The 13118-nt window shown below is 63.6% G+C and carries 10 protein-coding genes; 3 read left to right on the top strand and 7 right to left on the bottom strand.

Annotated features, from left to right (window positions below; translation table 11 throughout):
- Nucleotides 1-63: 63 nt before the first annotated feature.
- Nucleotides 64-663, bottom strand: a complete 600-nt coding sequence (locus N008_RS10320; RefSeq protein WP_044015778.1) for a hypothetical protein — start codon at nucleotides 661-663, stop codon at nucleotides 64-66.
- Nucleotides 664-825: 162 nt separating this feature from the next.
- Here N008_RS10320 and N008_RS21585 point away from each other — a divergent pair, with 162 nt between their 5' ends.
- Nucleotides 826-1308: a YdeI/OmpD-associated family protein gene (locus tag N008_RS21585; RefSeq protein WP_052381419.1), complete on the top strand. Its 483-nt coding sequence runs from the start codon at nucleotides 826-828 to the stop codon at nucleotides 1306-1308.
- Between the two features lie 13 nt (nucleotides 1309-1321).
- On the opposite strand, the gene N008_RS24140 is transcribed toward N008_RS21585, so the two are convergent.
- From N008_RS24140 to N008_RS23555, 5 genes are all read right to left on the bottom strand, one after another.
- Nucleotides 1322-3805, bottom strand: coding sequence for a TonB-dependent receptor plug domain-containing protein (locus tag N008_RS24140; protein WP_197062833.1), 2484 nt, complete (start codon nucleotides 3803-3805; stop codon nucleotides 1322-1324).
- 272 nt (nucleotides 3806-4077) lie between these two features.
- Nucleotides 4078-6627 (bottom strand): TonB-dependent receptor plug domain-containing protein, encoded by a 2550-nt coding sequence (locus N008_RS10305; RefSeq protein ID WP_081910734.1) that lies wholly within the window; start codon nucleotides 6625-6627, stop codon nucleotides 4078-4080.
- 179 nt (nucleotides 6628-6806) lie between these two features.
- The gene (locus N008_RS10300) at nucleotides 6807-9701 is read right to left on the bottom strand and encodes a TolB family protein (protein ID WP_044015772.1); all 2895 of its coding nucleotides are present in this window, start codon (nucleotides 9699-9701) and stop codon (nucleotides 6807-6809) included.
- 128 nt (nucleotides 9702-9829) lie between these two features.
- Entirely contained in the window at nucleotides 9830-10276 is a 447-nt protein-coding gene (locus N008_RS21580) for a DUF2141 domain-containing protein (RefSeq protein WP_081910733.1), read from the bottom strand.
- 135 nt (nucleotides 10277-10411) lie between these two features.
- Nucleotides 10412-10891 carry a Clp protease N-terminal domain-containing protein gene (locus N008_RS23555; RefSeq protein WP_044015770.1) on the bottom strand — a complete coding sequence of 160 codons (480 nt, stop codon included), beginning with the start codon at nucleotides 10889-10891 and terminating at the stop codon, nucleotides 10412-10414.
- A 121-nt stretch (nucleotides 10892-11012) separates the two neighbouring features.
- On the opposite strand from N008_RS23555, the gene N008_RS10285 reads away from it, so the two are divergent.
- Nucleotides 11013-11726: a hypothetical protein gene (locus tag N008_RS10285; RefSeq protein WP_044015768.1), complete on the top strand. Its 714-nt coding sequence runs from the start codon at nucleotides 11013-11015 to the stop codon at nucleotides 11724-11726.
- Nucleotides 11727-11731: 5 nt separating this feature from the next.
- On the opposite strand, the gene N008_RS10280 is transcribed toward N008_RS10285, so the two are convergent.
- A complete protein-coding gene (locus tag N008_RS10280) occupies nucleotides 11732-11914 on the bottom strand; it encodes a hypothetical protein (RefSeq protein ID WP_156109202.1) in 183 nt (60 codons plus the stop codon).
- A 370-nt stretch (nucleotides 11915-12284) separates the two neighbouring features.
- Here N008_RS10280 and msrA point away from each other — a divergent pair, with 370 nt between their 5' ends.
- The gene (msrA, locus tag N008_RS10275; protein WP_044015764.1) at nucleotides 12285-12968 is read left to right on the top strand and encodes a peptide-methionine (S)-S-oxide reductase MsrA; all 684 of its coding nucleotides are present in this window, start codon (nucleotides 12285-12287) and stop codon (nucleotides 12966-12968) included.
- Nucleotides 12969-13118 lie beyond the last annotated feature (150 nt).

The raw sequence follows: 13118 nt of genomic DNA, 5'->3' as shown, positions 1-13118 counted from the left end.
GGAATCCAAGTAAATCGGTTTGCGCACCTGTTCCCCGGATTCCTCCTGAGTCGGAATGAGAGCTTACCGCAGCGGCACCTCCGTGAAGGTGCCATAGACGCGCAAATCGCCGGAGCGGCGGTTATCGACGCCAGTGGTCAGGAACGTGAACGGGTCTTTGCTGTCGGCCGCTTCCACGGTGTAGCTGCCGCTGATGAGCTGGCGGTTTGCATCGTAGCTGCTGATGATAAAGGAGCCCGTGAGGCGGTGCGTGTTGCCGGTTGCCAGGTTTTCGGTGGCGGCACTGCTGGGAGTATGCCGCAGGTAGCGGACCTGCACGTCGCCCGCGCCGAGGTCGGGCTGCGAGGCCAGCGCGTAGGTGCCGGCCAAGCCAGACTTCTGGCGACTTTTGGCAATCGTGAATTCCAACTGGTCGGTAGGGCTAGTTTGGCTGTTGCTGAACGTCACCACGAGCCGGTCGGCGAACTGCTGGCCGCGGGGTTTGTCGGCGAGGTGGTTGATGCCGCGCGTTTCGTCGGGGCTGGCGTAGTGAAACGTCATGTTGAGCGTAGCCGCCTGCACCGTTGCGGCGGGTTGAGGCTGGTCGTCTTGGTCTTTGTGGCAGGCAACGGTAAAGAGCGTAGCGGAAGCAAGGAGCGTAACCAAGATGCGTTTTATCAGCATAAAGACAGGATATAAGAGAGGTGTCGTTCCAAATCCCAAGAGTTGTGCCAGAATATGCGGTAATAGTTCCGCAGTACGGATATTTTTTTAGGCGGCCCGTTGTACTTAGCAGGGTTAAAAGCACATTGCTGCTCGCACCGTTCCGCTAGCTATTTTGCCTGCATGGAACCGACGCACACCTTTCAGGCGCAACTGGAGCCCGGCGGCCCCAGCTTCATGCCCACCCAGATAGTGGTAGTACCGCCACTGGTGCTGGAGGTGCTGGGCGGCAAGGCCACGAAGCGCGTAACGGGCACCGTGAATGGTCACGCCGTACGGCTGGGGCTGCTCCCGCTACCCGGCGGCGGCCGCTATCTGATGTTCAGCAAAGACCTGTGCAGCGCCGCCGGCATCCAGCTGGGCCAGCACCTCACCATCACCCTCGCCCCCGACCCGCAACCCGACTACGTGGAACTGCCCGCCGAGCTGGCCGAAGCCCTGGAAGCCTGGCCCGAAGCGGAAGCCAGCTTCGCTAGGCACTCGGGCAGCATGCGCCGCGCCATGGCCCGCCACGTAGCCAGCGCCAGGCAGGCTGAAACCCGGGCCCGGCGCGCTGTAGAGCTAACTGAGCGGCTGGCCCTGAACGGGCACCCATTCCGGAAATAACGCTTCTGCCTTTTTATCGGGCCGAGACGGTGAGCGAGGTGCTGCCCAGCGCTGGCTGGCCGGTGGCCCCGATTCCTTCGGCGCTGACGCGGAACGTACCCCCCTGGTCGGCGGTGTAGAAGGTGAAGCGCGCTGTGCCCGAGGCCGGCACGGACAAGCGTGGCAGCCAATAGAGCGTAGTGGCCCGCGGGTCGGGACGGTTGGCTGCCGAAGCCTGCTCGTAGCGGGGTGCGTAGAATTCGCGGGCACGGTGATAGGCTGGCAGCTGGCGCACTGCCACGCCGGCAGCAGGCTCCTTGCTGTAGTCGTAGTTGAAGTTGCCGCGCTTGGTGAATACGGCAATAACTCCTCCTGCTCCCCGGCTACCGTAGATGGCCGCCGAGGCTCCTTTCAGTACTTCAATGCGCTCCACCGTGACGGGGGCGACACCCATCAGTCCTTCCGCATCAGAAATCGGCATACCGTCAAGCAGATAGAGCGGCTGGCTGCTGCCAGTGATACTGGAGGCACCCCGGATCATAACATTGTAGGACGAGTTGGAGCGGGTTATCTGCAAGCCGGACACGCGCCCCTGTAATAGTTGGAAGATGTCGGAAAAAGCTGCAGTCGATGGAATATCACTCAGATTCAGCACGTAGTCAGCGTTACTGTGAAGTGAAAAGACAGACTGTTCCGGCGGGGTTGCGCGGCTCTTCACCGTGACGTTGCGCAACAGAATGCTACGGGTGGAATCGGGCAGGTACTGCCGCTCCAGAACCTGCTGGCGGCGGCTGCGCTGGCTGTAGGCAGCCAGTTCGGGCGTGGCGGCAGGCAGCACCTGCAACGGCAGCGGCAACGGTGTGGCAGGCAGCGGCCACAGCTCATCAAGTTGAATCAATATATTGTTGCTGCCTTTCTCGGTGCGGGCCTGCAGGAGCACCTTGGCGGAGTCCTGCCCGGAAAATCCCTGGTACAGAAACCGGCCTGCATCATTGGCCTGACTAACATTAACGCTTTTGTTGGCTTGCTGATACAGAGTCAGGGTGCCATTGGGTACGGGTTTGCCGTTGGTGCGTACCAACCGGCCGCCCAGCGTCAGGGTTTGTTCGGGCAGAAAGCGGTAGGCGGCGGCCGGCGACGTATCAGAGGCCAGCAGCTCACGCCATACAAAGCGGCTCCAGCCCTGCGTAAGCAGCAGGTAGTCGAGGGCAAGCCGGGTGTCGGGCGTGGGCTGGCGGAAGTAATAGCCGGGATTTTCCACATAGCCTTTCAGCTCTGAGGTCAGCAACAGGTGCGACTCAATGGTAGCATCCGTGGTGCCAGTGGCCGGCAGACCGGCCTCATCCGCCACGGCCACCGATAGTTCGGCGCCAGTGGGCAGGCCGGCGGCATTACGCACTTCCACCTCCAGCGTCACAGCCTCACGGGCGCCATAGCTGGGCCGGTCAGAGCGCACAGCCACGCGCAGGGGATTCGGATCAGGCACAAAAGCCAGTCGCTCAGCACGGGCAATCTGCTGCTCATCAAACAACGTGAGGTGCAATACGCCAGCCGGCAGCTTGTCCTTAGACAAGGTGGCCGAAAATATTTCGTCGCCATTGATCTGGCCCTGGCCGGCATATACCAGCACCCCACGCACGTGGGCCAGCAGCCGTAGCGCCTGGGGCCCGGCTGCGGCCCCAGCCGCCGCCCGATGCCGGATTAACACCCGTAGGGTATTGCCGATTTCACGTACGTTCATCACCCAGCCAGCCGGCTGCACGGCTGGCAGCGGATAGTCGGCCGCAGTGCCATTGGGCAGCACCACCCGGGCATGATAGCGGCGGCCGGCAGCAGGACTGAAGCTGAAAGCACTCATCCCTAATGCCGGCGTGCTGAAGCTGCCCTGGACTTGGTTCTGGTCGTCGAGGATTTCGCCCCGCACGGCTAAGCCGGCACCGGTGGCATCCACTGCCTTCACTCCAACAACTGTGGACAGGCCCGCCACATAATCGCCACCTTCTGGGAAAAACTGCACGTCGGGCCGGGACGAAGCCACCGGGCGAGCCACCTCACGCCGGGCATGTACCGCTGTGCCAACTGAAGCACTGGCCGCTGCGTCAGGTGCGGCGGGTGCTGTCTGCCACACGGGCACGCGGCGCGAGAAAAATAACTGCTCACCAGCGTTGCGCATCCAATGAGTGTAGGCGCGCACCGTGTATACGCCTTGCGCCAAGGTATCAGGCAAAGCCAAGTCGCCGTGGGCAAGGCCGCCGCGCAACGCCAACGTGCGGCGCAGCAGCACCCGCCGTCCTGAAGGGCTCACCACATCCACGTACAGCACCCGGCTCAACGAGTCAAGCTGATGCGAGTTGGCATCGGCCACATAGGCCTTGAACCACACAGTTTCGCCGGCCACGTAAGCCGCCTGGTTGAGATGCAGGTAGCTGATTTCGGGTTGTGCTTCAGTATAGAAGTATTGAAGTCGGGTAGCTAGACGCTGTATGGCCGGATCAGGATTCTGGAAGGCAGAAAACACTGCAAAAGCGCCCACTGGCAAACAAGCGGCCTGAAATAGACGAAAAGAGAAAGATGGCATATTGGTATGGCTATAGAGAATGTTGTTAAAAAGTAAAGAAGCCATAAACTGCTTTGCAACAAGCTAGCTGAAGTATATACAGCCAAGCACAAGAAGTATGGCAATTTTATGAAAGCGCTCTGTGTTACAACCGAATGCTGAACGCCAGCGGCGGTAGTCCCCCAGCCCGGCGCCGATGGCCGGGCGCATGCATGAGGGGAGGCCCCCAGTAGCTACCGGTCGGCCACCACTAGCACAGCACTGCCCGTCACGGGCTGGCCAGTGGCCCCGATGCCTTCCACCCGCACGCGGAACGTGCCGGGCTCGTCGGCGGTGTAGAACGTAAAGCGGGCCGGGCCGGTAGCCGGCACTGGCAGGCGCGGCAGCCAGTGCAGCGTGGTCGCCCGCGGGTCGGGGCGGTTGGCGGCCGACGCTTTCTCGTAGCCGGGCGCATAGAACTCGCGGGGCCGGTAGTAGGCCGGCAGCTGATACACCACCACGCTTTCGTTGCTTTTTTCATGGCTGTAGTCGTAATCGGGGTTGCCGTGCTTGGTGAATACGGCAATCACGCCACCCATTCCACGCATCCCGTAGATGGCTGCTGAAGGACCTTTCAGTACTTCGATCCGTTCGACCATCGACGGCGGAATACCCTGCAGGCTTTGCGTATTGGGTAGCGGAATACCATCGAGCAGCAGCAATGGTCCACTTCCACCGGTAATGCTGGAAATGCCCCGGATCCGCACTTGCAAGAGATTAGCGCTATCGGTGCGGAATATATCTACGCCTGATACCCGCCCCTGCAGCAGCTGAAAAATGTCGGTGGCATTGTCGGCAGCCGGAATGTCGCGCGTACGCAGCACGACATCGGCGCTCAGATGGATCGAGCGGGGGTCGTGCCGGGGCGGGGTGGGGCGGCTGCCTTTCACGGTCACGTTGCGCAGCACAATGCTGCGGCTGGAATCGGGACGATACTGCTGCTCCAGCACCTGCTGGCGGCGGCTGCGCTGGGCATACACGCCCACCTCCGACGGCAGGGCGGCGGCCGAGGCCAGCAGCGGCAGCGGCGTTGCCTTCGCCGGCAGCGGCCACAGCTTGTCCAGCTTCACCATTACATTGGACCCACCCTTTTCGGTGCGGGCCTGCACCAGCACCCGGCTGGAATCCTGGCCCGAAAAGCCGGTGAACGTAAACCGGCCGGTGGCATCGGTTTGCCCGACGGTTACGCCTTTGCTGGCTCCCTGGAACAGCGTGAGGGCACCATTGGACACCGGCTTTTCATTGAGGCGCATCAGCTGGCCACTCAGCGTCAGAGTCTGCTCGGGCAGAAACTGGTAGGCAGCGGCCGGCGACGCATCAGAGGCCAGCAGCTTCCCCCACACAAAGCGGCTCCAGCCCTGCGTGAGCAGCAGGTGGTCAAGCGCCCGTCGCGTTTCGGGCGTAGGCTGGCGGAAGTAGTAGCCGGGATTTTCCACGTAGCCTTTCAGCTCCGAGGTCAGCAGCAAATGTGACTCCACATCAGCGTCGGTGGTGCCGGTAGCTGGCAGGCCCTCCGCCACCGCCACCACCGACGCCGACAGCTCGGCCGCAACGGGCTGGCCTTCGGCCGTACGCACGTCTACCGCCATCGATACCACTTCGCGCAGGCCGTAGGTGGTTTTTTCGGGTTGTAGGCTGATGCGCAACGGCGCCGGATCGGGCACAAACGCCAGACGCTCGGCCCGGGCAATCTGCTGGTCGTCGAAGAGGGTGAAGTGCACGATGCCGGCCGGCAGCCCCGCTTTGGATACGGTGGCCATAAAGGTTTCCGGCCCCTGGATCTGGCCGGCACCGGTGTACACTACGGCACCGCGCACGTGGCCCAGCAGCCGCAGCCTGACCGGCGCCACAGCCCGGCCTTGCGGCGGCTGGTACCGGATAAACACCTGCAAATTGGGGCCGGCGTCGCGCACATTCAGCACCCAGCCGTCGGGCCGCACCGCGGGTAGCGGATAGTCGGCAGTAACGCCGCCGGGCAGCGTTACGCGGGCAAGGTAGCGGCGCCCCGCGGTAGGCGTAAACGTAAGCGCCGTCATGCCCAGGGCGGAGGTAGTGAAGGTGGCCTGCGGCTGATTCTGGTCGTCGAGAATGGTACCGCGCACGGCCAGCCCGGTGCCGGTGGCATCCAGGGCCTTCACCCCTACCACCGTGGGCAGGCCCGCCACGTAGTCGCCGCCTTCCGGGAAGAACTGCACGTCGGGGCGGGAGGCAGAGGCAGTTTCCCGGCGGGCAGCACTCATTTCCTTGGCTATCAGCCTGCTATTGACCCGCGAGGAAGACGTAGCCTGCCACACCGGCACCCGCCGCGAGAAAAACAACTCTTCGCCGCTGTTGCGCATCCAGCTGGTGTAAGCCCGCAGCGTGTAGATGCCCTGGGGCAGCGAGTCGGGTAGCTGGATGTCGCCGTGGGCCTGCCCGCCGCGCAGCGCCAACGTGCGGCGCAACGCCACCTCCTTCCCCGAGGGACTTATCATATCCACATAGAGCACTCGGCTCAGCGAGTCGGGCTGGTGCGTGCTGCCGTCCACGACATACGCCTTGAACCACAGCGTTTCACCAGCCGCGTATGCCGCCTGGTTGAGGTGCAGGTAGCTGATTTCGGGGTGCGCTTCGGTGTAGTAGGCCTGCAGGCGGGTGGCCAGGCGCTGCATCATCGGATCGGCTTCCTGGAAAGCAGTGAAAGCAGCCAGCGCCCCCAGTGACAGGCAGGCGACCGAAAGCAGGCGGGGTAAGGATAAGGGCATAGACGGGTTGGGTTAATCAACCCAAGTTGCGGAGGATGCAGCGCGGCTGGCCTGGCCTCCACAAATGGGTTAAACGGGATAAAAAACGGTCGATAACTTCTAAAACACCCCAGCAATAATTCCGCCTAAGTGTCTGGCAGCCGGCACCAAGATTCCGGCATTTACCCTAAGCCTCTCTTCTACAACCGAATACTAAACGCCAGCGGCTCGAATACCAAATCGTTGGTGTAGGTATCTACCACCAGCCGCACGCCGGCTTCCAGCGGCGTACGCAGGCGCAGCACGTTGAACAGCGCCGCCACGTCGAAACCCACATTGCGGTAGTTGCCGCGGCCCGACACGCCGGTGCTGCGGCCCTGGGCCACATCCAGAAACCCGGTGGCCCGCAGCCGCTGCACGTACAGCAGCCGCCCCACCGACCAGTGCGGAAACGCCAGCGGCATAGCGTAGTCCAGCGAGGCGGCGCGCATCCGGTCGAAGCTCACGTAGTTTTCGCCGCGGGGGAAGCTGATGGCCGAGGCAAACTGGTATTGTTGCTGCTGCTGGCTCTGGTAGCCGGCGCGCAGGCGCAAACTGTGGTGCTTGCCCAGGCCGGGCACGTACAAGCTGCCCTGCGCGCCCCACTGCCGCGCCTCCAGCCCCACCCCAAACGGCGTGGCGCGCGAGGTGAGCAAGGCCGTGGCGCCCCAGCGCGGGGCCACGTCGCGGGCACTCATTTTCAGCTGGCGCACAAAGCTGAGCGTGGTTTGCAGCGCGTGCACCGGCCGGCCGGGGCCGGGCTCGGAACGGAACCGCACCGGCAAATCGTAGCCGCTGACCTGCTCCAGCAGGTAGTAGCTGCTCAAACTCAGGGCCGACAGGTATTTGGAGCGGGTGAGCGTGAGCGGCAGCCGCAGGCCGGCCGTGAGGCGCGTGGTCTGCCACCGGTCGGCGCGCAGGCTGTCGAGTGGCTGGTTGCGGGCCCGGTCGATGTAGCGGGCGGCGTTGCGGCCGCCGTGGCTGATTTCGGCGTCGAACACCGGGTACTTGCCCTGGTAGCTGAGGCCGCCGAATACGGCCCCGGTGCGCTCGTTCTGGTCGTAGCTAACGCCGGCCACGGCCTGGGTGGTGCTGAGCAGGTCCTGCGAGCGAAGGCCAAGGCTGACGCTGTTGCCGGTGGGACTTTGCACCACGCCCCAGCTGAACACATTAAAGGCGTGCCGCAGCACCGAGTAGGGCCGCACCGGGTAGCGCGCCGCCGCCACCGTGGCGGCGCTGCCCAGCTGCGCCGCCACGGCGGCGGCGCCCGGCTCGCGGGTGGCCAGCGCGGCGGCGTAGGGCTGGCCGGCATCGGCGGCTTCGGGCGGCGCGGGCAGCACGGCGCGCCAGGTGGCCGGCTGCAGCGGCATCTCGGTGATGCGCGCCCCGGTGGCCCGGAAATCGTGAAACGCCAGCTGCTGCCCGTCCGGCGACACGGCGGCCTGGTAGGCGCCCAGCGGCCGGCTCGTCACCTGCCACACCTGCCCGGTAGTGGTATGCACGGCATACACATTATCAATACCCGACTGCGGCGAGTTGTAGAGCACGTAATCGGCCCAGGGCTGGGGGTTGGTCAGGTTGATGTTGGCCACGGGCAGCAGGGCCCGCACCGCGCCGGTCGTCAGGTCGGTTTCTTCCAGGGTTTTGCCGGCCGGCTTCAGCACCACCGCCACCACCCGCCGGCCGTCGGGCGTGAAGCGGGGCTGCAGGTACAGGTCGTTCTGGGGGTTGGGCAGGGTCTGCAGCACGGCGCCGGTGCGGGCGTCGAGCAGGTGCAGGGCGTGGTGGTAGGCGCTGTCGGTTTCCACGGCTATCAGGCGCGTGCCATCGGGCGAGAGCGAGGCAGCGGTGTAGCGGTGATGGCGGCCGAGGCGCGTGAGTCGGCCGGTAGCCAGGTCCAGCACCTTCAACTCGGAATGGATGCGCTGGCCCCAGCGGGCGTCGGGCTGCAGCTCGGGCCACACGGCTTTGCCGCCGCCCACGCTCAGCTGCTCGGGCAGGTTCAGCAACCCGGGCACGAACAGCTTGCGCTCCTGCCCACGCCGGCCCAGCAGCACCAGCTGCGCAATGTCGCCGAGGCCGGATTTCAGGGCCAGCACCGTGCTGTCGTTCACATACTGCGGGTACTGATACTCGGTGAACACCCGGCCCTGGTACTGGCCGGCCATCTCCTGCGCCGCGGTGGGCTGCAGCTCCCGCTGCTGCGCGCGCCACACGGAGTCCAGCTCCTGCATCGTGTGCTGATAGAGCTGCTCCACGCGCAGGCCGGTGGTACGCTTCAGGCCTTGGGAGAAGGAAAACGGGTAGAACGGAAACCGGTAGTAGCGGGTCAGGGCCCGGTCCCAGACGTCGGCGCCGTAGTGGGTTTTGGCGTAGGAGGTGAGGTAGTAGCCCAGCACGTACCAGTTGGGCACCTGGTCGCGCAAAGAGCCGTTCACGGCTTTCTGGTAGCTGTAAGTGCGGCCCGCCAGCAGGTTGGCCCGCAGCCCGGCCCCGAACTCCGGAATCCGGCCCCGGCCGCTACGCGTGAGGGCCGTTTCGGTGCCCACGGCGTCGCCCTCGAAAAACCACTGCGGCACACCCACGGCCGCCACGCCCAGTGCCCCGTCGCCGAGCAGCGGCCCCAGCAGGCGGCCTATGCCCTGGCGGCCCTTCTCGAACTGCGCCACGTGCCGGTACTCATGCACCACCAGCCCGGCCAGCCAGTCCACGGTGCCCAGTCCCATGCCCTGCTGCGGGGTGCTGAAAAATTCGGCGTGCCGCGGCAGAAACGTCACGAAGCCGTTGCTCACGCTGGTGCGGGTCTGCATCACCACCGAAATAGGCCGCGGGCTGACACCCAGCGTAGCGGCGCCGGGCCCGTGCACCTGCTCCAGCTGCCGGGCCGTGCGCTGGGCGGCCTCCTGAAACCCCAGCGGGTACAGCACCCGGAAATGCGGCGTCCGGACTTCCTGCCAGCGCAGGGCCGGCGGATTCTGGTCGAGGATGGGCAGGCTTTGGGCGCCGGCCGTAACTACCGAGGCCAGACCGGCGGCAGCCAGCAGAAGAGTACGCATAGAATAGGGAGTGGGCGGCCTGCAAGAAACCTCAACCACAGCGAAAAGCCAACAGCGCCGGCCCGGCCCGCTCAGGCAGAGCGGCCAGACCGGCGCTGTTGGCGGGGCGGGCCGCTACAGACGCCGCGCTACTTGGTGAGCTTGATGGTGACGACGCGTGGGCCGCTCACGGTGAACTTGCACTCGTTGAAATCGGGCGGGGCCAGCGTGGGGCGCACGTTGTTGGAGAAGGCGAAGGGCTCGGTGGGAATGCCCACGAAGTTCTTGTCCAGCTTGTCGTTGTTGTTCATGTCCTGGGTGATGGCCACGGCCCACTCGCCGTTAGGCAGGTCTACGGGCAGCGTAATCTGGTTTTGGCCGGCCGGCAGCACCGCCTTTTTGAACACGTAGCCCTGAGGCTTGAGAAACTGGTCGCGCAGATTATAGAAGTACAGCTTCACTACCGACTGCGTGGAGGCCAGTGCCGAAACTACCACCGTAATGGAAGACGTTCCTGCCGGATTACCGGCCGAAACCGGAGCGGCAGCCAGCAAACTGCCGGCAGCAAACAGAAAAGCACGCGTCGAAACTATCATAGACCAGACAAAACATCAGTGGAACAATGCAGGCCCAACACGCAACACTTCCAAAAAAGTGCCTTCGCCGGCCTACTGGGCCGGCTGCGTGTAAGGGGCCATCAATATAGCCAGAAACCTTGGGGTTGCCTTGTGCTACCGGCCGGGTTTATCAGGTTCCGGCATGCGGGCCAGCACCACCTCAAACGTCAGTCCGAAATCGGCGCTGAGCAGGGCGCCGCGGCCGGTGGGTTGGGCCAGTAGCGGCAGCAGCAGGTGTAGTGCCTCCAACGCGGGAGCGCGCAGCTGCCGGGCTACGCGCTGGCTGCTGTGCAGGGCTTGTTCCGCTTCCACAGTCAGGGCAATGCTGCCGGTGGGCAGAGGCTGGTCGGGCTCGAGGCGGTGCCCGGTTACGGCATCGGTGAGGCGCTGCCCAAACAGCACGGAACTCACCAGCAGCGTGTCCAGCAGCTGTGCGGCGCGGCTTTCCGGCTCGGCCAGCATAGCCAGCAGCAAGTGCTCGGGCCCGACGTAGTCGTTCTGCAGGCGCAGGGCTTCTTCGCGGCTGCGCCGGATAACGTGCTGCAGGCTATCCGAAAACGGCAGCTCACGCCGGCTCTTCCACCACGAAAACATAGATTCGGTAAGGTTTTTGAACGAATAGTCGGCCTCTGCAGACCAGTTCGGCCAAGATACCGCGCGGCAGTTAGCCACACGGCCTGCCTGTCTTGATTTACCAATCTACTCTTCCTATTCTATGCCCCGTCTCTACAAGCCGCTGCTGTTGGCAGCCACTCTGCTGCTGGCCTCCGGCTGTGCGCGCCACACATACACGGCCACTATGCTGGAAGCTCCTGCCCTCACCGCGCACCGCACGGTGGCCATCATGCCGTTTGAAGTGGCCCTGGACCGCCTGCGCCTGCGCGACATCCGCTACGCTGGCCCCACCCCCGACCTGAGCGAAGCCGGCCTGCGCCGCGTGCAGCAGGAGTGGACCAACGCCCAGCAGCGCGACGCCCGCCAGTTGGGCTATCAGCTGCAGCGGCTGGTGCTGGCACAACTGATGGCCCAGCAGCCGGCCCGCGGTTATACAGTGGCGTTTCAGGATGTGCAGGAAACCAACCGGCGGTTGCTGGCGGCAGGCATCAGCTACGAGAATCTGCCCGAGCACAGTATGGAAGAGTTGCGCCAAGTGCTGGGAGTTGACGCCCTGCTTTCGGGCCAGACGCTGCTCTACCAGCCTTTGCCCAACGGCCTGAACCTAGCCGCCCGTGTGCTGCTACCCAGCGAGCTACCCATCGCCATACCCTCCAACTCGGCCACCACCAACCTGATGCTGCACGACTGCCGCAACGGCCGCCTGCTCTGGCGCTTCGACTATGCCCGCGCCGGCAGTTCCTCGCTCAAGCCCGAGCGGCTCAGCAAAGACTTGGTACATGCCGTGGGCCCCAGCTTACCTTACCGCCGATAACCGCGCTACACGTCCCAGTCGTCGAGGCCTTCCTGCTGGGCGCCCAGGCAGATTTCGTCGAAAAGCATTTCTATCTGATACGGGTCGGTATTGGGGTTGAGCACCCAGTTACTGAGGGCATGGCAGTATACTTTCAGCATTTCAGACCGGCCAATCTTCTCAACTACTTCCTTGTGGAATGCGCGCATTCGGGCGGCCATTTCCTCTCGAACCCTGGGGTTGTCCGGCATACTTCCGGCCGGGAAACGCGCATCATTTGAATTTGGCATAATTCACTATTTATTTGAACAAAATAATGTTACGATGTTTCGTTTAAAGAGTTCCCACGCTTGCTAGCGAACAGTTAGGTGGCAGCGCATAGCCAAGCTGCCAAGCTAGCCAAAACTTTCCTGGCCTTATCAGGCTATAAGGTGGCTTGGCGCCGGCCGTGTTACCAGTGCGCCGCGGGAACGGCAGAGGCTGTCAGCACTGTTCAGCCAATGCCCGGTCAGTCCGCCCATCCGCTTCCTGCGTATATTCATTTTCTTGCCTGTTTCCCTGTTCTCCCTCTGTTCCACTATGTTGTCATTCCTGAAGAAAAAGCCTTATCTGCTGGGTCTGCTGCTGCTCACCATGGCTTGCTCCCAGCAGCGCCCTGCCGATGCCCAGGCCCTGAGCCGCTCCACTGCCGGCGGCCTGCCTACGGCTGCCCAAGCCAAAGGCCTGGCCGTAGCCACCTTTGCCGGCGGCTGTTTCTGGTGCACCGAAGAAGTATTTGAGGAGCTGAAAGGCGTGCAGTACGTGGTGTCGGGCTACGCGGGCGGCAAAGAAGCCAACCCCACCTACGAACAGGTGGGCAGCGGCCGCACCGGCCACGCCGAGAGCTTTCAGGTGTATTACAACCCTGGCCAGATCAGCTATCAGCAGCTGCTCGACGTGTTTTTCCTGGCCGGCCACGACCCGACTACCCTCAACCGCCAGGGGCCTGATGCCGGCGCGCAGTACCGCTCGGTGGCCTTCTACCGCACCCCGCAGGAAAAGCAGCTGATTGAGGCTACCATCAAGCGCGTAAATGCCTCGAAGCACTACCCCAACCCCATCGTGACGCAGGTAACGTCCTTTACGAAGTTCTGGCCCGCCGAAGACTACCACCAGGGTTATTTCCGCCTGCACGGCGACAATCCGTACGTACAGTCAGTATCGGTGCCTAAAGTGCAGAAGTTCCGCAAAGCCTTTCCGCAGCTGCTGAAGAATCCGCTCTAGGGTGACCTTCAGCCTGCGTAGGCCTGCCGCAGCGGCCGTATACTGTGTATGCGGCCGCTGCTCGCTTCCGGACAACGGCATTGTAACATATAAATGGCTATATTCTATTAGTGACTGTATCTTGCATCTTCGCTCCGCTTGCTCCCTCCC

The sequence above is a fragment of the Hymenobacter sp. APR13 genome (assembly GCF_000737515.1).
Lineage (GTDB): Bacteria > Bacteroidota > Bacteroidia > Cytophagales > Hymenobacteraceae > Hymenobacter.
This window is presented reverse-complemented; position numbering and strand designations above follow the sequence as displayed.